Source organism: Streptomyces sp. TSRI0281 (assembly GCF_001905125.1).
Lineage (GTDB): Bacteria > Actinomycetota > Actinomycetes > Streptomycetales > Streptomycetaceae > Streptomyces.
The window spans coordinates 72,268-93,191 of record NZ_LWLE01000009.1 but is presented as its reverse complement, the minus strand read 5'-3'; the positions used below and the strand labels follow the sequence as shown (position 1 = coordinate 93,191).

17 protein-coding genes and 7 pseudogenes are annotated in these 20,924 nt (G+C 68.6%); 11 read left to right on the top strand and 13 right to left on the bottom strand.

The features are described 5' to 3' along the window. Positions 1-146: 146 nt before the first annotated feature. The gene (locus tag A6A29_RS16060; RefSeq protein ID WP_073720762.1) at positions 147-3,527 is read right to left on the bottom strand and encodes a CARDB domain-containing protein; all 3,381 of its coding nucleotides are present in this window, start codon (positions 3,525-3,527) and stop codon (positions 147-149) included. 795 nt (positions 3,528-4,322) lie between these two features. On the opposite strand from A6A29_RS16060, the gene A6A29_RS16055 reads away from it, so the two are divergent. Both A6A29_RS16055 and A6A29_RS16050 read left to right on the top strand, forming a co-directional pair. Next, positions 4,323-4,703 (top strand): hypothetical protein, encoded by a 381-nt coding sequence (locus tag A6A29_RS16055; protein WP_073720761.1) that lies wholly within the window; start codon positions 4,323-4,325, stop codon positions 4,701-4,703. A gap of 1,006 nt (positions 4,704-5,709) precedes the next feature. Then, positions 5,710-6,276, top strand: coding sequence for a dihydrofolate reductase family protein (locus A6A29_RS16050; protein ID WP_073720760.1), 567 nt, complete (start codon positions 5,710-5,712; stop codon positions 6,274-6,276). A gap of 10 nt (positions 6,277-6,286) precedes the next feature. Here the strand turns inward: A6A29_RS16050 and A6A29_RS16045 are convergent, their stop codons facing one another. The 6 genes and pseudogenes from A6A29_RS16045 to A6A29_RS44010 form a co-directional block, all read right to left on the bottom strand. Then, complete coding sequence (locus tag A6A29_RS16045) at positions 6,287-7,483, bottom strand: IS630 family transposase (RefSeq protein ID WP_338012874.1); 1,197 nt, start codon at positions 7,481-7,483, stop codon at positions 6,287-6,289. 45 nt (positions 7,484-7,528) lie between these two features. Beyond that, the gene (locus A6A29_RS16040) at positions 7,529-8,719 is read right to left on the bottom strand and encodes an HTTM domain-containing protein (RefSeq protein WP_107468230.1); all 1,191 of its coding nucleotides are present in this window, start codon (positions 8,717-8,719) and stop codon (positions 7,529-7,531) included. Next, a complete protein-coding gene (locus A6A29_RS16035; protein ID WP_073720759.1) occupies positions 8,712-9,470 on the bottom strand; it encodes a DUF5819 family protein in 759 nt (252 codons plus the stop codon). The genes A6A29_RS16040 and A6A29_RS16035 overlap by 8 nt, the downstream gene beginning before the upstream one ends. A gap of 27 nt (positions 9,471-9,497) precedes the next feature. After that, positions 9,498-10,724: an ice-binding family protein gene (locus A6A29_RS16030; RefSeq protein WP_073720758.1), complete on the bottom strand. Its 1,227-nt coding sequence runs from the start codon at positions 10,722-10,724 to the stop codon at positions 9,498-9,500. A 289-nt stretch (positions 10,725-11,013) separates the two neighbouring features. Next, positions 11,014-11,343, bottom strand: coding sequence for a hypothetical protein (locus A6A29_RS48065; RefSeq protein WP_443333356.1), 330 nt, complete (start codon positions 11,341-11,343; stop codon positions 11,014-11,016). 2 nt (positions 11,344-11,345) lie between these two features. Further along, positions 11,346-11,444 (bottom strand): annotated as a pseudogene (locus tag A6A29_RS44010) (IS481 family transposase); the annotation flags it as partial. Here A6A29_RS44010 and A6A29_RS44005 point away from each other — a divergent pair. Then, positions 11,443-11,706: pseudogene (locus A6A29_RS44005) on the top strand (IS701 family transposase); the annotation flags it as partial. The pseudogenes A6A29_RS44010 and A6A29_RS44005 sit on opposite strands and share 2 nt — an antisense overlap. 262 nt (positions 11,707-11,968) lie before the next feature. Here the strand turns inward: A6A29_RS44005 and A6A29_RS16015 are convergent. Further along, on the bottom strand, positions 11,969-12,892 hold the full coding sequence (locus tag A6A29_RS16015) for an NmrA family NAD(P)-binding protein (RefSeq protein ID WP_073720757.1): 924 nt from the start codon (positions 12,890-12,892) through the stop codon (positions 11,969-11,971). A gap of 105 nt (positions 12,893-12,997) precedes the next feature. Between A6A29_RS16015 and A6A29_RS16010 the strand changes: the two genes are divergently transcribed. The 3 genes and pseudogenes from A6A29_RS16010 to A6A29_RS46570 all read left to right on the top strand — a co-directional run bounded on the left by A6A29_RS16010 (position 12,998) and on the right by A6A29_RS46570 (position 14,527). Then, positions 12,998-13,561 carry a TetR/AcrR family transcriptional regulator gene (locus tag A6A29_RS16010; protein ID WP_073720756.1) on the top strand — a complete coding sequence of 188 codons (564 nt, stop codon included), beginning with the start codon at positions 12,998-13,000 and terminating at the stop codon, positions 13,559-13,561. Positions 13,562-13,709: 148 nt separating this feature from the next. Continuing rightward, positions 13,710-14,072 (top strand): annotated as a pseudogene (locus tag A6A29_RS46575) (site-specific integrase); the annotation flags it as partial. Between the two features lie 236 nt (positions 14,073-14,308). Then, positions 14,309-14,527 carry a tyrosine-type recombinase/integrase gene (locus A6A29_RS46570; RefSeq protein ID WP_338012876.1) on the top strand — a complete coding sequence of 73 codons (219 nt, stop codon included), beginning with the start codon at positions 14,309-14,311 and terminating at the stop codon, positions 14,525-14,527. 41 nt (positions 14,528-14,568) lie between these two features. Here A6A29_RS46570 and A6A29_RS47830 read toward each other — a convergent pair. After that, positions 14,569-15,176 (bottom strand): annotated as a pseudogene (locus tag A6A29_RS47830) (transposase). Here A6A29_RS47830 and A6A29_RS15995 point away from each other — a divergent pair. From A6A29_RS15995 to A6A29_RS15985, 4 genes are all read left to right on the top strand, one after another. Beyond that, positions 15,168-15,362, top strand: a complete 195-nt coding sequence (locus tag A6A29_RS15995; protein ID WP_073720813.1) for an IS3 family transposase — start codon at positions 15,168-15,170, stop codon at positions 15,360-15,362. The pseudogene A6A29_RS47830 and the gene A6A29_RS15995 overlap by 9 nt on opposite strands. Before the next feature lie 592 nt (positions 15,363-15,954). Beyond that, on the top strand, positions 15,955-16,113 hold the full coding sequence (locus A6A29_RS45830) for a hypothetical protein (RefSeq protein WP_198953088.1): 159 nt from the start codon (positions 15,955-15,957) through the stop codon (positions 16,111-16,113). A 32-nt stretch (positions 16,114-16,145) separates the two neighbouring features. Continuing rightward, complete coding sequence (locus A6A29_RS15990) at positions 16,146-16,472, top strand: response regulator transcription factor (RefSeq protein ID WP_241838508.1); 327 nt, start codon at positions 16,146-16,148, stop codon at positions 16,470-16,472. Between the two features lie 264 nt (positions 16,473-16,736). Then, positions 16,737-17,222: a hypothetical protein gene (locus A6A29_RS15985; RefSeq protein WP_241838507.1), complete on the top strand. Its 486-nt coding sequence runs from the start codon at positions 16,737-16,739 to the stop codon at positions 17,220-17,222. 29 nt (positions 17,223-17,251) lie between these two features. Here A6A29_RS15985 and A6A29_RS15980 read toward each other — a convergent pair whose 3' ends face one another. From A6A29_RS15980 to A6A29_RS48055, 4 genes and pseudogenes are all read right to left on the bottom strand, one after another. Then, complete coding sequence (locus tag A6A29_RS15980; protein ID WP_073720754.1) at positions 17,252-18,304, bottom strand: helix-turn-helix transcriptional regulator; 1,053 nt, start codon at positions 18,302-18,304, stop codon at positions 17,252-17,254. Positions 18,305-18,840: 536 nt separating this feature from the next. Next, positions 18,841-19,601, bottom strand: a pseudogene (locus A6A29_RS43995) (IS5 family transposase); the annotation flags it as partial. A gap of 171 nt (positions 19,602-19,772) precedes the next feature. Further along, a pseudogene (locus A6A29_RS48060) lies at positions 19,773-19,988 on the bottom strand (IS3 family transposase); the annotation flags it as partial. 139 nt (positions 19,989-20,127) lie between these two features. Beyond that, positions 20,128-20,349, bottom strand: a pseudogene (locus A6A29_RS48055) (transposase); the annotation flags it as partial. A gap of 293 nt (positions 20,350-20,642) precedes the next feature. Here A6A29_RS48055 and A6A29_RS45825 point away from each other — a divergent pair. After that, complete coding sequence (locus A6A29_RS45825; RefSeq protein WP_198953087.1) at positions 20,643-20,801, top strand: hypothetical protein; 159 nt, start codon at positions 20,643-20,645, stop codon at positions 20,799-20,801. Positions 20,802-20,924: the final 123 nt, after the last annotated feature.

Below are 20,924 nucleotides of genomic sequence, written 5' to 3'. Positions count from 1 at the left end.
CCTTCGGGCCGGGCAGCATCGAATCGCGTGGGTCGGGCGGTTGAGCGGACTGACCTGCTCGGCTCGGGCACCTCCTGGCAACGGCGGCCCGCAGGGGCGGCCCGCAGGGGCGGGCCGCCGTGCCGGGGTGGGGAGGGGGACAGGCGTCAGCCGGTTCGGTTGACGACGAACTGCGAACCGGGCTCGATACGGACGTCGCCATCGGCCGAGTCGGTGATGGTCACGCCGGTCAGTGTCGCGCTGCCGCGGGCGCCGCTCATCGCGAGGATTCCGGAGCCGTTGACCGACTTGTCGATGCGGACGTGGGTGATCTTCACGTCCGGCATCTTGCCGCCACCCGTCTTGAACTGGATGCCGTCGTACGTCGAGTCGAGGATCTCGGTGTCCCGGATGGTGACGCCCGGGATGCCCTGGCCCTGGGCGAAGAGTGTGATGGCCCCGAACTCCTGGTCCTCGTTCCAGAACGCGCCGCCGGTGCGGTGCAGGGCGTTGTTGGCGATCAGGGTCTGCCCGGAGAAGGGAAGCGGGTCGTGGTCGGTCGCCAGCATGATGCCGGGGTAGTTCATGGTGTCGGAGATGATGTTGTTCTCGATGGTGTTGCCGTATCCGCCGTAGACCGCGATGCCGTTGGCGCGCCACGGCAGTTGGATCGTGTTGTTGCGGAAGTGGTTGTCGTGACCGACGTCGACCGAGGTGTCCTTGACGTACTTGCTGGCCCAGACAGCCAGGGCGTCGTCCCCGGTGTTGCGGAAGGATGAGTTGAAGACGGTCGAGTTACGGGTGCCATTGGCGAAGTTGATGCCGTCGGCGTAGGTGTTGCGGATCCGCATGCCGTTGAATTCGAGGCCGTCTCCGGGGCCCCACAGGTCGGGGATGTTGGAGTAGTCGCGGCCGGCCCAGACGCCGACGTTGGCATGCTCGATCCACACGTTGCTGATCTTGGTGTCCTCGCCGAAGCGCCCGTTGAGGCCGACGCCGCCCTCGGCGTTGCCGTCGCCACCGCGGATCGTGCCCGAACCGAAGATGGCGATGTCGGAGATCTGTGTGTTGTCGTCGATGTCGAAACCGAAGTTCCCCTCGTGCGGGTGGTTGATCCCGCCAGCTTCCTGCGGCGGGGTGAGGGTGTACAGCTGGGAGTGCCACATGCCCGCGCCGCGGATGGTGACGTCCCGGATACCCACCTGATTGAACTGGCCCCGGTCGAGCGGGTCGTCGGTGAGGATCTTCTGCTCCTGGCGCCACTGACCGGCGGGAATCCACACACAGGGGATCTGCCCGTTCTGGTCGGCGGTCACCGCGCGCTGGAGCGCGTCGGTGTCGTCGATGCCGTCGTTGGGGACGGCACCGTACTCGGTGATGGAGACGCAGTTCGCGGGCTTGCCGGCCGGGGGCGCCACCTGCTCCAGGTCGATCAGGTCGACGATGTAGAAGGAGGCCCGGTCGTCGGCATCGCGCTGGAGCCGGAACCTCGTGCCGGCCGGGTACGACTGGGCGAGGAGTGCGTGGGACTCGTCGAACAGGCGCCGGGCGTCACCGCCGGGCCGGTTGGTGAGTCCTTCGGGGTCGTCGGTGCTGCCGTACAGCCAGCTGTGTTTGGACGACAGAGCCAGCTTCCGGACAAAGACGTCGTTCGCGTAGAGGCTGATGGTGGCCTCGGCGCCCCCGCCGGCGGGGGCATCGGGGACGGAGTTGCGCACGACGACGGAGTTGGACGGGTTGGTGGAGGTGAACTCCACGTACTCCCCGGTGGAGTTGAGGCGGACCGACTTGCGGCCGGAGGACTCGGTGGCGAAGTTGGTGTGGCCGAAGGTCCGCTTCTGGTCGGCGGTGAGAAGGGTGCCCTGGTAGCGGGCATCCTCCGCCTCGTACTCGGTGTACGGCACGGCCGCGCCCCGGCCCACGACGAGGGAGCGGGCGAAGACGTTGTTGCTCTCGTCGGTCTCGGTGAGCGTGCCGGTGGCGTCGGCGGTCGCGGTGAGTGTCGCCCCACCGGTGGTGGCCGTCCAACTGCCGGAGATCGGCACGTTGACCGTCTGGCCCGCGGCGACGGTGCCCGTGGTGCCGTTGAGGGTGCTGCTTCCGGCGGTCAGCCGGGTGACCGTACCGGCCGGGGCGCCGGTGGTCCCCCGGTTGTGGACCGCGACGGTGAAGGTGACCGCGGACCCGGCGGCGGGGCTCGCCGGGTTGGTGGTGATACCCGTGATCCGGAGGTCGGGGCCGGGACTCCGACCGACGACCAGTTTCGCCGAGGCCGTACCGCTGTTGTTGCTGTTGTCCAGCTCGGGGACGATGTCGGTCGGGTCGACAACCGCCGACACGGTGTACTCGCCCATGGGCCGCTTGCCGACCTGGACCGGGACGGTCGCCGAGGCACCGGCGGCGAGCGCGGCGACCGGGCCGGAGCCGGCCACGGCGCCCCCGACGCTGACCTCGACCGTGGTGGCGGCGGCAGCGGCGGTGCCGCTGTTGCGCACCGTGGCGTTGACGGTCACACGGTCCGTCTCCGAGGGGGCGGACGGATCCCAGGTCAGATCGGTGACGGTGAGGTCGGGGCCGGGGGCCGCCGTGCCCACGACTTGGAACTCGGCGACCTGGGCACCGGGGGCGCCGGTGTTGGAGGAGAAGGTCAGCCGCAGGTCGGCGTAGCGTCCGGTCACCGGGATGGTGACGGTGTTCTGCCCGGTGGCGGGGCTGAACGCGTAGTCGGCCCGTGCCTTGAGCGAGGTGAAGCCGGAAGCGGCCTGCTCGCGTCCGAGTACCTCGATCGCCTGCGTCCTCGCACCCCACACCTGGTCGGGGTTGAGCTTGACGACGACGGCCGTGACGTCGGCGTTGGCGCCGAGCTTCACCGTCAGGCCGGACGGGAATCCGGCGGACTCCCAATAGGTGGCGGTGCTGTCGTCGTTGGCGTTGGCCGCGACGTAGTTCTGCGTCGTCGAGGTCGCCTCGATGGGCTTGTTGCGCGCCAGGTTGGTACCGACGGGCGGCGGGTCGACCGGTCCGGAACCGTTCTCGCCGTAGACCTCGACCTCGGAGAGCTGGGCCGCGTCCCAGCCGGTGTTCGCCGTCACCCGGATCCGGAGGTACCGGGTCGTCGCGGAGGTGAGGTCGATGCTGACGGTGTTCGCCTCGGACGGGTCGAACGCGCGGGACCGGGACGCGGCGAGCGTGGTGAAGTCGCTGCCGTTGCCGCTGCCGAGCACCCCGACGGTCTGCGAACGGGCCTCCCAGGTGGTGGGGAGCTTCAGGACGACGCGGTCGACCCGGGTTCCTGCACCGAGGTCGAGCTGCACCCACTGCGGTAACGCCCCGGCCGGGCCCTCCCAGTAGGACTGCTGGCTTCCGTCGGTGACGTTGCCGGCGACGTACGCCCCCTGGGTGCCGCCTGCCGTCACGGTTCTACCGAGAGCGATGTTCGGTGGTGGTGCGGCTGCCGCGTACGCGTGGACGGGAAGGAGTCCGACGGCGATCAGTCCGGCTATCAGCATGCCGACCGTCAGCCGCAGGCTCAGGATGTTGCCTCTCATATGGGCCTCTCCAAGCGCTGGGCCACGGCTCGGCGTTCCGTTACCGGCCCCGTATCGCAACAGGGTGACGACGAGCACGGCGCCCAGCTGCAGGTGGGGACAACAACAGTGGCTCTCGCCAGGAAACCAGCAGGACTCTGACAACGAATGACGACGCCCTACCAACATATTGAGCGTTTTGGTTCATATTTTGCGTCGTCGAGGTGTCAGGTTTCTATCAGGTCACCGCTTTGTCAACAGCCGTGACAGAACCCACGCGCTGGACGACGCGTCCCCGCAGGTCAGCTTCGAGAAGTCCGCGCAGGCGAACGGCTCCGGTCCGGGAGGCGTTGGGCCTCCCGGAACCGGCGCCGGGAAAGAAGGAGGAAAGCGGGGAGGGGCGCATGAGGGGAAACGGGACGCTGCGAGGGAGCGGAGGGGTACGGGTGGGTCAGCCGACGGGCGGCGGCGCCGTCGACCCCCGTACGACGAGCTCGGGCTCGAAGGTGTACCTGACGCTCCATCAGTAGATCAGGGACACCGCCTCCACGCCGCCTCATCCAGCTCCGGGCGCAGGGCGGCATCGACGGCCATCGCGTAGGCAGGCGTCGTATCGCGTCCCAGCGGGTGAGGGCTTCGCGGCCCAGGCTCGGGCCCGTTGGCAGGCGCTGGGGCGGTGGGCTCGCAGCCCGCCACGGCCACAGCCGCGCCCTACCCTCCTACCGCTCACGCGCCTGGGCCGTCCTCGCCCCCGCCATCCCCACCCCGCCGGACCGCTCACCGTCGTCCCGGCCTCCGTTCCCTGGAGCCCACCTCATGACCCACCCGAGCCTGCTGCCCGCCATTGCCGCCCCGAGGCCGGCACCGGCCCGCCCGCTTGACCTGCGCGTCCACGTTCAGCACATCCAGGTCGACGATCTCACCGTCACCGACACCGACCCCAGCCAGGTCCTCGCCCACGCCCGCCAGGCGGTCCGCACCCAGCCCGACACCGGCGCCCTGCTCGGCCACGGCTCCACCACCCCTCTGACCCTCCCGGCCGCGGCCGCGCTCCTGTGTGCGCTCCACGACCTCGACGACCTCACCGACATGGGCCTCTGCACCCCACCCGGCACACCACCCGCGTCAGCGCGGCCCAAGACCAGCACGGTCCCCGTCACCCTGGAACTGTCCGACACACCCGACCGGGAGAGCTGACGTGCCCGCCCGCCGACTGCGCCTCCTGCGCTACGTGACCCTACGCACCCTGAGAAACACCGCACTCCTCCAGCAGCGCCCGCACCACCAAGCCCCCGGCCGCCCTGCGCACCCCGCTGCACCGAACAGCGGCTGCGCCTCGTGCCCCGGCCCCGCATCGGAGAGGAGGGGGGAATGAAGGGATCGAGGGGCAAGCCCCCTATCGCCTCCGCGTCTGACACAGTCCTTCTTGTCCAGGGCTGTCCGAGGGCTGACCAGCGCGGACTCCTGGGGGTGGACGACCGGCCCGCTCCAGCGGCCTGATTCGTCCACCCCGCGGACTCCTGGGGGTGGACGACCGGCCCGCTCCAGCGGCCTGATTCGTCCACCCCAGCTCTCTCCGCGCCAGGCCACTTCGAGCCGGACGGCCATGCCGGGCAGCGGCAGCACACACCCGCGTACTCACCGCTGCCCCGGTCCTCACCGCGTACGCGATGGCCAGCGCGGTGAGCGGGTGCCGTGGCTGAAGAGGATGACCGCGGTGACGGGTAGTGGTGAGTACAGCCACCCGTCAGCGGCTCGGAGTGTGGGGTATCGGACTGCGGCACCGTCCCGCGTTCCAGACCATCCGAGGCGATGCACCTGGAAGGTCCGGATGCGGTGGACTGGTTGCGGCGAGAGGATCGGAGTACGGGCAGCGGCCCGACCGCGCCGGGCGGCAGGCCTTCTCCGGGCCGGCTCTCCCTTCCGGTGCTTCCGGCCCGCTTCCCGGTGTTGGATCTCGCCGCTCGTGACATGTCGATCTTGCGTGACCTGGCGGTTCTTGGCTGTCTCACGGCCTTGCCACCCATGATCAGTCTCAATCCGCAACATTTTCTCGCGAGGGCGAGGGCGAGATCAGATGGCTTGTCCGAGTCGGCCGAGTACACCACGCTGAGCCCCGAGCATGAGGGCTACCGGCGAGCCCCGATCGCGCACCGATCACGCTGGTCTATACGCCGGACACTCACGGACGGAAGGCTGGGCCATGCGGAAACTGATCTACGGCATGAACCTGACGCTGGACGGCTACATCGCCGCGGCCGGCGACGACATCGGCTGGAGCGGGCCGCCGAGCGACGAGCTGTTCCAGTGGTGGCTCGACCACGAGCAGGCGAGTGGCCTGTCGCTGTATGGGCGCAAGCTGTGGGAGACGATGAGCTCCTACTGGCCGACCGGCGACCAGCAGCCCAACGCCACCCCGGCGGAGATCGAGTTCGCGCGGAACTGGCGGGACACGCCGAAGGTGGTGTTCTCCTCGACGATCGACAAGGTCGACTGGAACACCCGCCTGGTCACCGGCGACGCGATCGCAGAGATCACCCGGCTCAAGGCCGAGGACGGCGGCCCCATGGACATCGGCGGCGCAACGCTCGCCGGGGCGGCCATGCGCGCCGGGCTGATCGACGAGTACTTGATCGCCGCTCATCCGGTCCTGGTGGGCAGCGGCACGCCGTTCTTCACCGCGCTGGACAGCTGGGTGAACCTGAACCTGGTGGAGACGCGGACGTTTCCCGGCGGTGTGGTCCTGACCAGGTACGAGAGGAGGCGCTGAGCAGCATCACTCACGCGGCAGACCAAGCCTCATCTGTGAAGACTCTGCCTTGCGGAAGGCAGATGCTCACAGCGGCATCGGACAGGTCCACCGCGTCGTCCCGATCAGCGGCCCCCGCTACCGGCTCAAGAACCGCCTCCAGGTAATCGAGCGCGAGACGGACGTGGCCTGACAGGTGGGGGCGAAGAAAGGTACGCGACTGGGGATCCAACTCCGTACGCCGACAACAGGGTCCCGATTGGGCGACCGGGACCCTGTGATCCTCGCTGAGATGGAGGGTTAGTTGGTCCGGTAGCGGGTGGCGAGTGCGGGGCTTTGTGCTCCGAAGGCCGCGAGGTCGGCTGGGAGTGAAGTGGATGTGGAAGCGGGGGTGCTTACCGAGCCAGGTCCTGATCTCGGCGGTGTGGTGGGTGGCGTAGTTGTCACACACCAAGTGCACGTCCAGGCCGGTGGGCACGGCCTTGTCGATTCGGATCAGGAACTTCTTGAACTCGATGGCCCGGTGGCGTCGGTGGAGTTCCGATATGACGGTGCCATCAGCGATGTTGAAGGCCGCGAACAGGCTGGTGATGCCATGCCTGCAGTAGTCGTGGGTACGACGCCCGGGCATGCCCGGCATCATTGGCAGCACGGGCTGGGAGCGGTCCAGCGCCTGTATCTGGGACTTCTCGTCCACGCACAGCACGACCGCCTTCTCGGGCGGGTGGTGGTACAGGCCGACGACGTCGACGGCCTTCTCCACGAACAACGGATCCGTCGACAGCTTGAACGCGTCCTGGAGGTGCGGCTTGAGGTCGAACCTCGTCCAGATCCGCCCGATCGTCGATCTCGACAGGCCGGAACTCTTGGCCATGGAGGCCCGCGACCAGTGGGTGTCCTTGCCCGCGGTGGATTCCAACGTCGCGGTGAGCACGTCTTCGACCTGGTCGAGAAGGATTGAGGGCGGCCGGCCGGGACGCGGCTCATCGGTCAGCCCGTCCAGCCGCAAGCGGATGAACCTCGACCGCCATCGGTTGACCGTCGCGTGAGCGACACCGAGTTCGGCGGCGGTCTCCTTGTTCGTGCCGCCCTCCACACACCGCAGCACGATCTTCGCGCGCAACGCCAGATACTGCGCGGTCTTCGCCCGTCGCGCCCAGCGCGTCAACTCCGCACGTTCCTCGGCGGACAGCCCAACATCGACAGGACGAGGACCCCGAGGCGACATAAAAACAGCCTGCCAACTTAGAGCTCCCATTTCCGGCGCAGGACACTAGGGACGATCGGGTACGGGGGACACGGAGCTGCCCTGCTTCGGCACCACGCCTCGCCGCTCCTCTGAGGTCTCCGGCGTCCCAGCGGCCTCAGGAGCCTCCGGTGTCTCTGCTGCCACCGGCTGTGGCTCTTCCGTACGTCCGAGCGCCCTCCGGACCAGTTTTCCGGCCGCGACCCAGAAGCGGTCGGGCAGGAACACCGCGTCGGCGATGATCATCGCGCCGGAGAACAGCGGCAGCCCCATGAGGACCGCGATCCCGATGTGCATCCCGAGCAGCATCGTCAGCACCGGGTACTTGAGCCTGCCGAACAGCACGAACGGGAAGGCGACCTGGAGGAGCACGGTCAGGTAGCCGACGACCGCGATGGCCAGCGCCTGGTCGTCCGCCCAGTGCGACAGCGCGGGCCACGGCTGGAAGAGGTCGAGGTTCAGGACGTAGTGCAGCGCGGTTCCGGCGCCCCAGGTGCCGCCCTGCACCTTGTAGAGGCCGGCGGCGCCGTAGAGGAAGCAGACCTGGACGGCGATCACGAGGAGCCCGCAGTTGTGCACGGCCGTGACCAAGGTGCGTCGCGCGTCTTGGAGTTGGGGCGGGAGTGCGGGCAGCCGCCCGCAGCCGCGCGGGCGGCCGACTCTCCTCGAGTCCAGGGACCAGCGGCGGCCGGACGCGGTGAGGACGAGGTAGAGCGCCATCAGGAGGACGAGGTTGTCGCCGCCGTCCGTCATGAAGATCGACCGCGCGTGGAACGAGGCCACGACGACGGCGAAGAGCACGGAGACCGCGCGGGTCCGCCAGCCCAGCAGGAACAGGACGCTGACGACGAGCGCGGCCGTGTAACAGAGCTCGAAGTGGAGGCGGCTGTCGGAGAGGGTCAGCACGCTGACCCAGCCGGTCTGGTCGAAGAGCTGCCGGGCCAGGTCCGGAGTCCACGGGGAGCCGGGGCCCCAGATCTCGTCGCGGTGCGGGAACTCGCGCAGCAGGAAGACGAGGTAGAGCAGGCCGTACCCGATGCGCAGGACGGACACCGCGTAGAGGGAGAGAGGGCGTTCGGTCAGCAGCGCCCACGCGTGGCGCGCCGCGCCCGTCACCCGTACCAGCGGGCGGGTCGGGCCGCCGACCGCGTTCAGCGGACGGATCGGGCTGCTGGCCGCCTCAGGTAGGCGGGTCGGGCTGTTGGCCGGTTCAGGCATCGGAGGCCACCTTCCACCAGGGCAGAAGCCGTGTCTCGGCGTTCTTCGCGGCGGCGGCACGGCGGTCACGGTCCGTGCTGCCCGGAGCGGCTACGGGCAGGGTGACCACCCGGAGCTGGATGTTCTCGAACCGCCGCTTGCCGTCCCGTTCGGCCATGCGGTCGGCGGCGATGTTGCGCAGGTAGCGCTGCATCATCACGGCCCGGTCCGAGCGCGGTACGTCGTCGCCGCCGTGGAGTTCGACGTACGACGTCCAGGACCGGCGCAGCATGTTCTGCGAGGTGTGGCTCGGGAAGGCGTTGTGCTCGATGGCGGAGGCGTCCACGGCGGTCAGGTCGATCCAGCCGCTGACCTGGATAGAGCCGTCCGGGGCCGTGTGCGCCGTCCGCGCGGAGATCTGCCGGTTGACGGAGTCCGGGTCAGGGGCGAACAGCCGCCAGTTCTGCTCGAAGAGGGGATAGACCCAGGCGTCCACCTGTGAGCTGAAGCGCTGCGACACCGTATTCGACGGTGCCACGTGCAAGAACACCAGACCGACGTGGGCCAGGGCCATGGTCAGGCAGAGCGCCACGGCGGTGTTGAGGACTCTTCTGCGTACCTGTCTGCGTACGTACTCGCCTACGTGCCTGCGTACATGTTCCGTTGCGGCTCCACCCAGCACGTGCCCCAGCCCCGCCCTGTTCTTCTCGTCGTCCGTCTCGTGGAAGCGTGCGGCGGGGCAGGAGGACATGCCCCGCCGCACACCGGTCATCCGGCAGCGCGTGAGCCGCGCCGCCGGTCAGCCCTCGTGGTGGCCGTAGCCCTCCGGCTTGTCGCCGTAGCCGCCGTGCTCCTCGCCGTGGTCGCCGGGGCTCCCGTCGCCGTAGCCGCCGCTGTCGTGACCGCCGGAGTGGCCGCCGGTGCCGCCGCCCTTGCCGCCGCCGGAGTGGCCGCCGGTGCCGCCGCCCTTGCCGCCGCCGATAACGCCGCCCTTGCCGCCGCCTGTGGTGTTGCCGGCGATGTTCCCGGAGGTGTTGCCGACGGTGTTCCCCGTGGTGGTCCCGGTGGTGGTCGAGCCGCCCGGAGTGCCTCCTGTGGTGCCGCCGGTCAGGACGCCGCCGAGCACCCCGCCCAGCACCCCGCCGGTCCCGCCGGTCGTGCCGCCGGTCAGGACGCCGCCGAGCACCCCGCCCAGCACGCCGCCCGTGGTGCCGGTGGTGGTCCCGGTCGTCGTGCCCGTCGTGGTGCCGGTGGTCGTACCCGTGGTGGTGCCGGACGTGGTGCCGCCGGAGCAGGTGGACCGGGTGATGCGGTTATTGTCCAGAGTGACCGAGCCGTTACGGGCCAGCGCGCGGCCCTCGATGGTCGCGCCGGTGGTCACGCTGATTGACGTCAGCGCCAGGATGTTGCCGATGAAGGTCGAATTCGTACCGAGCGTCGCCGAACTGCCGATTTCCCAGAACACCTTGCACGGCTGCGCACCGTTGATGAGGTTGACACGGCTGCCGGACGCCGTCGTCAGACCCGATCCGACCTGGAAGACCCATACGGCGTTGGGGTCACCCTGCGCGTCGAGAGTGAGCGTGCCGGTCAGGCCCAGCGTCGAGGATGCCGTGTAGACGCCGGGCACCAGCGTCAGACCCCCGGCGTCCGGCGGGAGCGCGGCGTCCGTGGCCTGGCCCGCCGCGTTGTTGAACGCCGCCACCAGGTCCGACTTCGCCTGGAGCGCCACGGCGTCGGCCGAGTGCTGGACCCCGTTCACGAGCCCCGGCGGGAATCCGCTGATGGCCGTTCCCGGGCTGACGCCGACGTCCCCGGTGATCACGGTGGGTCCGGTGTTGGTGACCGACTCCCCTGCCAGCACGGCGAAACTGTCCGCCGTCCCGAGCGGTACGGGCGTGGCGATGGCGAATGCCGGGGCCGGTGTCACGGCCACCATGGCTGCGGCGACCGTCGCGGTGAGAGCGGCGGTGAGCCAGGAAGAGACAATGCGCCGTACTGCGATATCAGGAGTTCTGAGCTTCATCAGAAACCGGTTTTCTGTGCGAGGCGGCGGCTTCCGAGCCGTTCACGTTTTCCCGGAAGCCCTCGTGTGTCGGCAGCACATTACGCACAGCAGTAGCTCTTAAACCCGGAGGAATGGTGGCGAGTCGGACCTTTTTTCTAGTACTAATTCAGGACTATAGGAAATTCCAACGAGCCACCCCTCTGTCTTCGTTTTGTTTTTACGTGGCGAGGAACGTTTCTGCGCGCTGCAGAAATGTTTACTCGAAAGTTCATGCCCCACAATTACGAACCGATCAAAAAACAATCCGTCACCATATTTCCCCGCCGAAGTAGAGCAGTCTTCTCGGCCGGCGTGTCCGAACGGCCTGAACTTCTGTGTTGGCACTTGGAATGCCAGTGCTGTCACAGCTGATCCTCTCTGGCAGATGTCCGCGTAGTCCGTCACCGGGGCACGTCCGGTCCGGCCCCCGCGAAAGGCTGTGGGCTGTCGCCGCGGGGAGGGTGACGGGCTGGATGCGGGCGACGCGGATTTTCACGCCGAGGTCGACATCAATGGTGCCGTTGGCGTGCAGGGCCCGGGTGGGCTGCTTGAGGAGGTCGTCGGGGATGTTGCCGAGTTTCTTGATGTCGACGTGCACGAGGTCGCCGGGTTCAGCCCGAGCAGGTACGCGATGCGGGCCGGTCCCCAGCGGCGCAGAACCCTGACCTTGATGATCCGCCGCTCGGTCCGGGTCGGCGGGCACAAGCGCATGTACTCGCGCTTCGTGGCCCTGCGGATCCGGCCCGCCGGACGTGAGATCCGCAAGGCCACGGCCGGCAGCGAGCTTCCGATGCGCTGGCTGCTGGCGGAGTGGCCCGCCGACCAGGACGAGCCCGTGCAGTTCTGGCTCTCCAACCTGCCCGGGACCACCCCGCTGCCCGTCCTTGTGCGCACCGCGAAGCTCCGCCGGCGCATCGAGAACGACTACCGCGAGATGAAACAGACACTGGGCCTGGCCCACATCTCGCCGTACCTGACCGAGCACATCAAACGGTTCGGCGAGTACAGCACGCACGAGTTGGGCATCCAGCCGGAGGCGTACGATCCGAAGTTGGACGTGGACTTCACTCCGCTGCGCGAACAGCAGCCGGCTGCGGCCGGCTGCGGTCACACCCCCTGAGAGGTCGGGGCCGGGTCGGCATGGCCGAGCACGCCAAGCGCGAGGCTCGCCCCGAAGCCGTCGAGCAGGCGCACGGCGACACGCTGGCGTCATACCTCCCTGCTCAGGCGGCGGGCCGCAGATGTTCGTGCGCCCACTCTTCGAAGCTGGTCAGGCCGATGCCCAGCGCACGGGCGAACTGTGGCCGGGCCGGCTGGCCGACAACCTCCATGAACTCGTGCGTGGCGCCCATGTCTCCCATTCCGGCGGCGCGGGCCTGTTCCTCGGTCATGTCCGGGGCCGTCAGCGGGACGCCCACGGCGCGGGAGAGGATCTCGGCGATTTCGGTCATGGTCAGGTAATCGCTGGTGAGCTCCAGTTCCACTCGGTGGAACTCGGCGGGGGCGGACATGGCAGCCGCCGCGGCTCGGCCCACGTCCTTGGCTGCTACGAGTGCCAGGTGCGTGCTCGGTTTGACGACGGTGACCAGACCCCCTTCGACGCCGCGGGGGAAGTAGAACCGCATGGACGGCTCGAAGTTCTCCATGAAGAACGACGGCTTGAGCAACGTCCAGTAGGGGAAGTCGAGTTCGCGCAGCCGGTCCTGGATCGCAGCCTTCGTGCCGAGCGGGGCTTCCATCACCGCCCACCGTCCTTCGGCCCAGCCCGGAGCCTCGACGTGCTGTCCCACGCCGCTGGTGGAGGACTGGACGAACTGCTCTACACCGGCGGCCCGCGCAGTCGTCATGAGGTTGTCCGCCTGGCTGACCTCGCCGGCGAAGTCGAACCCCTGCTCGGTATATGCGGGCATCTGCACGGAGAAGACGGCCCGCACGCCGTCCATGGCCGCCTCAAGGGTTGCGGGCTCGGTGAGATCGCCCACGAACAGGCTGGCGCCGAGTTCTTCGACTGCCCGTGCACGCGGCGTGCTCGGGTCGCGCACCAGGGCGCGCACCGGTGTTCCCTGCGCGAGCAGGGCGCGGGCGGTGGCACCGCCTTGGCGGCCAGTGGCACCGGCGACGAGAACCGGTGTTGGGGCAGTGGCCATGTGTACATCTCCTCAGCGGTCACGTACATCACAAACGGCGGGGCACGCCGTTTTGTGTTCGCTACAATACGGCGGGGCCCGCCACTAATCAATGTTGGGGAGATCATGACCGGCCAGCGCTCGGACGCCCGCCGCAACTACACGCACATCCTCGCCGTGGCCGAGGCCGAGGTGGCGACCCAAGGAGCCCAGGCATCCCTTGAGCAGATCGCCCGCATCGCAGGCGTCGGATCAGCTACCGTGAGGCGCCACTTCCCCACCCGCAAAGCCCTGCTCGAAGCCGTCTTCAAACAGCGCGTCCATGACCTGTGCGATCGCGCTCATACGCTCTGTGGCGAGCACGACAGCCGCTCCGCGCTGGTGGAATGGCTGCGCGAGCTGCTCGCCTACTCACTCGCCGCACGCGGTCTGGCGGACGTCCTCTCCTACCAGCCCCTCCAGGACGAGGCCACCCAGGACTCCTGTGCGCAGGCCATCGGTGGGGCCGGCGCCTTGCTGCTACGCAAGGCCATTGACGACCAGACTGTCCGGGCGGACATCACCATCGACGATCTGCTCATACTGATCGTCGGAATCGCCCTGGCCACCGAGAAGTACACCGACCCGGCGATGCAGGCGGACCGCGCCTTCCGGCTCGCCGTCGCAGGCTTCGGCGCCAACGGCACCTGAGCACTCACATACGACCGTCACAGCCCTGGCAGTGGGGGACCGGCTCGTGACCGCGGACCACCTGTCGGCAAACGAACGTTGTCTTGAGCCGCCCCAAGGGGCGTCCTTGACGTTGAGCAAGCCCGGGTGAAGCCCCGGGAACCGCCTGATGGACGTGGCTATCTGCCGCTGTCCATCACGCAGATTCCCCGGAGGTCCGATGCTCGTACGGCGCGTGGTGATGCCGCCCTCGCCGCTTGAGTCATGGGCGGTGCTCGGCGAGGACGCCGCCCCGGTCGAACCGATCGCGCGCTACCTGGCCTATCTCACCGATATCGAGCGGTCACCGAACACGGTCAAGGCGTATGCGCATGATCTGAAGGACTGGTTCCCCTTCCTCGGCGTCCGGGGCCTGGACTGGCGGGAGGTGCGACTGGAGGACGTCGGCGAGTTCGTCGCCTGGCTGCGGCTACCGCCAACAGCCCGGGCTGGGGCGGTCGCGGTGCTGCCGTCGGTCGAACATCACTGCGGCGAGGCGACGGTGAACCGAAAACTGTCGGCGGTCAGCGCCTTTTACCAGCACGCCGCACGCTATGGCGTCGATGTGGGCGAGTTTGCTGACGACTGGCAGTCGGCCGGGGGCCGCAGCACCGCGTGGAAGCCGTTCCTGCACCATGTGAGCAAGGGCCGACCACAGCAACGGCGGGCTATCTCGGTGAAGACTGACAGGAACTCCCCCGCACCCTTGCCGCAGCCGAGGCCCAGGCCATCCTGGATGCTTGCGAGCGGCTTCGGGACCGGCTGCTGTTCGCCGTCCTGGTCGAATCGGGCATGCGGATCGGGGAGGCCCTCGGCTTGCGGCACGAGGAAGGGGCCGTCGCTGAGCGCGAGTTGTCGGTGGTGCCGCGGCTCAACGACAACGGCGCCCGCACCAAGTCGGCGAGGACAAGGACGATCCCGGTCAGCGCTGAGCTGATCCGGCTGTAGGCCGACTACCTGCACACCGAGTACGGCGACCTCGACTCCGACTACGTCTTCGTCAACCAAGGGCAGTTCGCCTTCGTGGTCCAGCCATGAGGAGCGGTGGGTGAGCCGGGGGTGGACCCGTTCCCATGCCTGAGTTTCGGCCTTGCCGTAGTTGGTGGTGTCCGTGATCGTGGTGATGGCAGGCTCGGGCCAGGTCTCCGGTTCGGGGAAGCGGAATTCCGGGCCGTGCTGGGCGGTCGGCCGTCGGCGCCGTGCATCCGCGGTGTCTTCGGCAGACGCATGACACGGTGGGAGCGGACCCGGCCGACCGGCTCGACCGGCAGGTCGCGCAGGACCCAGGCCAGGCGGGTGACGTCGTAGCCGGCGTCACTGACGATCACGATGCCGGGTCCCCGGTCTGCCACTGGCCGGCGGTGATGAGCCGCTCGACGACACCTCGCAGTTGGTCGGCCGTGATGACGGTCGCGTCGTCCTCCGGGCCGAGCCGGACCGCGTCCAGAATCGCGGTCCAGGACGTGGCGCCCGGCTCCAGCACGGCGACGAAGGAGTAGGGCCGGCCCGGGACGGGCCTTGACCCCGGAGTCTGGACACCGGAGAGACCTGGATCTTGATGGTCCAGGAGAACGGAGTCTCCGTGGGGATGAAGCACTACCCCGCCGGGTTCAAGGCGGATGCGGTCATGTTGTACCGGTCGAGGCCGGAAGCGACGATCAAGTCCGTCGCCGGTGATCTCGGGGTGAACGCCGAGACGCTGCGGAACTGGATCCGGGCCGCGGACGGGCGCCGTCCCGGCGGCCACTCCGCGCCGCCGGCCGCCGGCCGGGCCCGGTGGTGACGAGGTTGCCGCGTCCACACAGCCGGCGGGGTACTACACCCGTGCGACCGGCGCGGAGGTCGATCGGGACGACCTGTTCCGTGCGTGTGCCTCCCGTCTGCCTCCCGTCTGCCCCGGTTCATGGTCCCCCGGCACTTCATTGAAATGGAGGAGCTCCCGATTGAACTGGAGGCTCTCCCGTCGACGCGGAACGGGAAGATCGACCGGGCGAAACTCCGGGAGATGTTCCAGGAGCTTTCGGTGAGCCGGGGCTGAGGCGTTGCCGCGTCCGGGCTGTCGTGATCGGCACCTGCCGACGGCTGAAGGCGTCTCTCGGCGCATCGGATGAGTTGAGGGACGCCTTCGGCCCACACGCCGCCGGTATCCGCAGCGGCAGGGCTCCGGGCAGCCATGACCATCCGTATTGCCGTTATTTGATACCGCGGGGGCGTTTCGTTCACCCCCCGCTTTGGTGCCGGGGAACTTGGTGAATGGTTCCGTCTGTGGATTCCGGGACGGGCGCCCACCATCCTGGAACAGCGGAAGGGGAACGGCCGGACAACGCCGGACGGGACTTTTCACACATTCATCACTCTGAATTCTGGGAGAAGTCATGAAGTCTGCCCGCGTGTTCGTGGTCACTGTTCTCTGCGCGCTGATGATCGGCACCGTCGCCGGTACCGCTGTCGCCGAGACCGGCAGCGCCGACATCGTGGCAACGTCCTCCGCCGCGCCCGGCAACGACAGCGGTTGGGGTCTTATCCCGGCATGACCTGTGGGTACGTGGGAAGAAGCCGGCCCGTGGTGAGTTCCGGAACCTGTGGTCCATCAGATCCCGGAATGCAGGAATCATGCGGAGAGAGAACGCTCGACTCCTTCATCGATGGAATGCGGGAAGTTGTCCGTAAAGTCAGTGACCGGGAAAGAGAAGTGCTCGGGCATATCGTGCGCGGAGCCACCTACGGGGAGATCGCCCGGCGCATGGATGTCAGTCCGCATACCGTCGACACCTACATACGCCGGATACGCGCGAAAACCGGAGCCCGGAACCGAACGCATCTGTTGCTGCTGGCTCTGTCGGTCGAGGGGCTACTGACGACGCCGAAGCCTCCCGACCGGACTCAGGTCTGACCGGATCCAGGTCCGACCGAACTCAGGATCGAGTGCCGAGTCGTTGCCGCGGGCGCCGGATGGCGCGCGAACACGTGACTGTCGGGACCGGCGTCCCTGCGGCAGAATCCTCACTGCGCCGCAGCGGTGCTCAGGTAGTTCCTCCCCTTTTCCCTCAGTGTGTCCGGGCGTCGTGGCGCCCTACACGCCTTATTCATCCCGCATCGCCCGGACTTGCGGTGAGATCGGAGAGCTGTGCCTGGACGGCGAGTTCTGAGCCAGCCGATGCGGTCCTTCGTCGAAGAGCTGGTTCTGTGCGTGGCGGCCAACGGCGGCCGAGGGCCCGCCCTGCTGTGGCCCGAGGATCCGACGACCTTGCCGGCCCTGCTGGAGCTGCCCCGCCCGGCCCGTCCGGAACCGGGCGCCGATCTCTCCGTGCCGGGCGGACCGGGCACGGAGGAACTGGCGGCCGAGCTGGGCCGCAGGCTGCAACTGCGGGTGCGCCCCTGCTTCCGCTTCCTGTCGGCGGACTCCCCCGTCGTGGAGAGTGCGCCGAACGGTGCCGAGTCCACGGTCACGGTCCTGGAAGGAGCCTGCCGCTGCGTTCTGTCGCGTGTCGGTGAGGACCCGGCACCTGGCCCCTTGCACCCGCTGGGCATGCGGCTGCGTTCCGGCAGCACTCTCTTCATGCCCCAGGACCACACCTACCGGCTGTCGGAGATCCACGCCCCGACCACACTGCTCGAACTCCACCTGGAGGGCCCGGGCTGACGGCGTGCGCCCCCGGGCGGCCGCCCGGATCAGGTCAGGGCTGTCGTGGGTGCCGCGTCCGGCTCTCCGTCGTCGTTCAGCAGCCCCCTCGCGGCCACCGCGACGCCGGCCTGGAAACGGCTCTCGGCACCGAGAGCCTGCATCATGTCGCCTATGTGTTTGCGGGTGGTGCGTAAGGACATGCCGAGCCGCCGCGCGATCGTCTCGTCCTTCAGTCCTGTCGCCAGCAGTCGCAGGATGGTGCGGTCCAGATCCTTGGCGACCGCCTCCAGGCCGTCGGTGGCCGCGTCGGAGAACGGCTGGGCCTGCGACCACACCTGCTCGAACAGCTCGTACAGGAAGTGCACGACCGACGGCTCCCGGATCACCACCGCGCCCAGCCGGTCGTTGCGGTTGGTCATGAACGCGAGTTCCCGGTCGAAGATGATCATCCGGCCGACGAGCTGGTGGGCGGTCCGGTACTCGCCGCCCAGCGCGCTCACCGTGGCCACGTACGCCTGGCTGGGGCTGTTGAACCGGGCGGTGTGGTGGTACACCGTCCGCATCCGCACCCCCCGAGCGAGCATCTGGCTGTCCCGGAGCAGTGCGTCCTGGAGCACCTCGGGCGGGCGGGTGCCGCCGGGCTGCACGGTGACCATGTCCTCGCGGCACTGCTCGGCCGCCCGGTTCAGCGCGGCCCGCACATTGGTGAGCCCGGGAATGGTCTCCAGGTCCGTGGAGACACCGTGCCTCCCCTCGTTGTAGTCGGCGGCCAACTGGGCGAACTGGTCGCGGAAGAGGCGCAGTTGCGTCTGCTGTTCCGCGATGGTCCGCTCCACCGATGCGGTGGCCACGGCCGCGACGAGGTCCGGGTCGACAGCCCAGAGGCGGTCGTCGCCCTCCCCGCCTCTGTGCACCAGGCCGATCCGGACGAGGTGGTCCACCGCACCGCTCACCGCGGTCTCGTCGACCCCCGTCTCCTCGGCCAACAGGGCCGGGTCCAACCGACCGTGCAGAGCCAGCCGGCGGTAGACGGCCACTTCCTCGGCGCTGAGTGTGTCTCCCACGGTGAAAACGTTGTCATCGATCTGCTGATCCACCATCAGTTCTCCGCTCCTGATACCCACATGGACACGTGCCGCACCCTCATCGCACTCAACGACTCCCGGCTGCCACGTACGGGCCGCCGACCGGTTGCCCGCACGTGCTGCGGATCGCTTCGTACGGGACAGGCGACCGCGGGAGCAGGTTCATTGCTGGGAATCTTGTGGCTGGCGGACGCCGGGTCGACCAGGCCTTGCAGGACGGCGAGTTGAGCGCTGCCCTGCAAGGCCGGTCCGAGGAGGGCAGGATGGGTTGACTGGTTCTGCTCATGGCGGTGATCGAGTCTCCGGTGGGCTGTCAGCTTCTCTGCCTCTAGAGAGCCGTAAGCCGGGGAATCGGTTGCTCCGGCACGCTGGTCGGGTCACTTCGGTCCTGAATTCGCCCTGCGAAAGCACTCCTTCCTCCTGCCCCGTGCAGGGGAGGAGGCACCGTTGCCGCCGCCGCGGACCACGCGCGGCCCCGGTCCGGCCCTTTTCCGGGGCCGACCCGGGGCCCGGGGCTCGCACGAGTCCCCGGTAGGTCGTTCTTGATGGCTCTTGGACGTGTCTCGGAGCCAGATGACGATCGTGGTGACGGTGAGGGTGCCGTTGAAGATGTAGCCGCGTTTGTCGTAGTGGCTGGCCACCGACCGGAACTGTTTCCCTTTGCTGACGCAGCGCTCGACCACGCTGGGCCGTCGGTACTGGGCCTTGTCGAAGGCGGGTGGACGGCCGCCGGCCCGGCCGCGGTGCCGGCGGTTGGCCCGCTGGTCGTCCGGCTCGGCGATGGTCGCCTTGATACGCCGTCGGCGCGGGTGGGCGCGGTTGCTGCGGCTGGAGTGCGCCTTGTCTCCGCGCAGGGGATCCGGGCGTCGGCGTGGGCGGCCGGGCCCGCGGCGAGGAACGCGCAGCGTCTCCAGCACCGGCAGGAGCATGGGGCTGTCGCCCCGCCGGCCCGGCGAGGTGAGCCAGGTCAGCGGGCGGGCCCGGTCGTCGGCCGGCAGATGGACCTTGGTGGTCAGTCCGCCCCGTGAGCGTCCCAGCGCCTCCCGCCCATCGGCCTCCACAGGGGCCCCGCCCCCCTTTTCGGGAAGTCCCGGGGCACCCGGCAGGTGCCGGGCCCCGGCCGGGTGCTGGTGAGCCCGGCAGGAGGTGGAGTCGATGTCGACCGCCCACTCCCGCTTCAGCTCGCGGGCCGGAGCGCCGTCGGGATCGCCGGCATCGGCCCCGATCTGCAGCCCGGCCGGGATCCGCCGGCCGGCAGCAAGGGCTCGATCACCCGCCACTGCGCATCGGTCGGTTCATGACGCCGCACCATGCCCGACGCCTGCCCGGCCCAGAACCTTATCCATTCCACGCCAGGGCCCTGACCCTGGGTTTTGGACACCAGAGACACTTGGATCTTGATGGTCCGGGGCGGCCGGGTCCGGGATCGTGGTGCGGTGCTTCTTGCGCAGGCGAAGGCCGGCGAGTCCGAGTTCCGCATCACGCGGGCGACGCGCTTGTGGTTCAGGCGCTTGTGGTTGACGCGCTCGCCCGTCTCGCGGAGCTCGGCGGTGAACCTCGGGACGCCGTAGGTGCCGTCGGACTCGCGGTGCACGGCCCGTATTCGTTCGGCGAGCCGGGCGTCGGCCGTCTGCCGGACGGCCCGGTCCGCGGCCGTGGCACGCCAGTAGGAGAAGCTGGAGCGGGCGATGCCGAGCATGGTGCACGGCCGCTTCACGCCGTAGCGGTGGTGGTCGGCGACGAATTGGAAGCGGTTCACCAGCGCGTCTCCCCCGGGAATACTTCGCCGCCTTCCGGAGGATCTCGCGTTCTTCCTCCAGCTCGCGGACCTTTCTGCGCAGGGCTGCGTTCTCCGCTTCCAGCGGCGTGGGCGGCTCGCCGGGTGCTTCCGTCCGGCGTTCCCGGGGCCGGCTCGCACCAGCTGCCCGGACCCAGTTGCGCAGGGTCTCGGGGTTGATCCCCAGATCGGCGGCGACCTGAGGGGTCGTCGCCTCGGGCAGCGACTGGTACAGCGCGGCCGCGTCCGCCTTGAACTGCGACGGATGGTTCTTCGTGACCACGAGATGTCCGTTCTCAGATCCTCGGAATCCAGTGTCTCGTGTGTCCAGGATCAGGGGTCAAGCCCCCGTCGCGGTAGGACTTCGGACAGCCGCATCCGTCCGTATTGCCGTCGATTGCAGCCCCGTGGGCTTTTCGTCCACCCCCCGCTTTGGTGCCGGAGAACTTGGTGAATGGTTCGGTCTGTGGATTCCGGGACGGGCGCCCACCATCCTGGAAGAGCAGAAGGGAAACGGCCGGACAACACCGGACGGGACCTTTCAAACATTCCCCACTCTGAATTCTGGGAGAAATCATGAAGTCTGCCCGCGTGTTCGTGGTGACTGTTCTCTGCGCGCTGATGATCGGCACCGTCGCCGGTACCGCTGCCGCCGAGACCGGCAGCGCCGACATCCTGGCGACGTCCTCCGTCGCGCCCGGCAACGACAGCGGTTGGGGTCTTGTCGCGGGATGACCTGCGGGTACGCACGGGGAAGTCGACCCGTGGTCAGTTCCGGAGCCTGTGGTCCAACAGGTCCCGGAACGCAGGAATCAGACAGAGAAAGGGCGCCCGACTCCGTGAGCGATAAACTACGGA

Coding starts and splice junctions, on each gene's coding strand:
- A6A29_RS16060 (WP_073720762.1), bottom strand. CDS start 3,527: ATGAGAGGCAACATCCTGAGCCTGCGGCTGACGGTCGGCATGCTGATA.
- A6A29_RS16055 (WP_073720761.1), top strand. CDS start 4,323: ATGACCCACCCGAGCCTGCTGCCCGCCATTGCCGCCCCGAGGCCGGCA.
- A6A29_RS16050 (WP_073720760.1), top strand. CDS start 5,710: ATGCGGAAACTGATCTACGGCATGAACCTGACGCTGGACGGCTACATC.
- A6A29_RS16045 (WP_338012874.1), bottom strand. CDS start 7,483: ATGTCGCCTCGGGGTCCTCGTCCTGTCGATGTTGGGCTGTCCGCCGAG.
- A6A29_RS16040 (WP_107468230.1), bottom strand. CDS start 8,719: ATGCCTGAACCGGCCAACAGCCCGACCCGCCTACCTGAGGCGGCCAGC.
- A6A29_RS16035 (WP_073720759.1), bottom strand. CDS start 9,470: ATGACCGGTGTGCGGCGGGGCATGTCCTCCTGCCCCGCCGCACGCTTC.
- A6A29_RS16030 (WP_073720758.1), bottom strand. CDS start 10,724: ATGAAGCTCAGAACTCCTGATATCGCAGTACGGCGCATTGTCTCTTCC.
- A6A29_RS16015 (WP_073720757.1), bottom strand. CDS start 12,892: ATGGCCACTGCCCCAACACCGGTTCTCGTCGCCGGTGCCACTGGCCGC.
- A6A29_RS16010 (WP_073720756.1), top strand. CDS start 12,998: ATGACCGGCCAGCGCTCGGACGCCCGCCGCAACTACACGCACATCCTC.
- A6A29_RS15995 (WP_073720813.1), top strand. CDS start 15,168: ATGAAGCACTACCCCGCCGGGTTCAAGGCGGATGCGGTCATGTTGTAC.
- A6A29_RS45830 (WP_198953088.1), top strand. CDS start 15,955: ATGAAGTCTGCCCGCGTGTTCGTGGTCACTGTTCTCTGCGCGCTGATG.
- A6A29_RS15985 (WP_241838507.1), top strand. CDS start 16,737: ATGCGGTCCTTCGTCGAAGAGCTGGTTCTGTGCGTGGCGGCCAACGGC.
- A6A29_RS15980 (WP_073720754.1), bottom strand. CDS start 18,304: ATGGTGGATCAGCAGATCGATGACAACGTTTTCACCGTGGGAGACACA.
- A6A29_RS45825 (WP_198953087.1), top strand. CDS start 20,643: ATGAAGTCTGCCCGCGTGTTCGTGGTGACTGTTCTCTGCGCGCTGATG.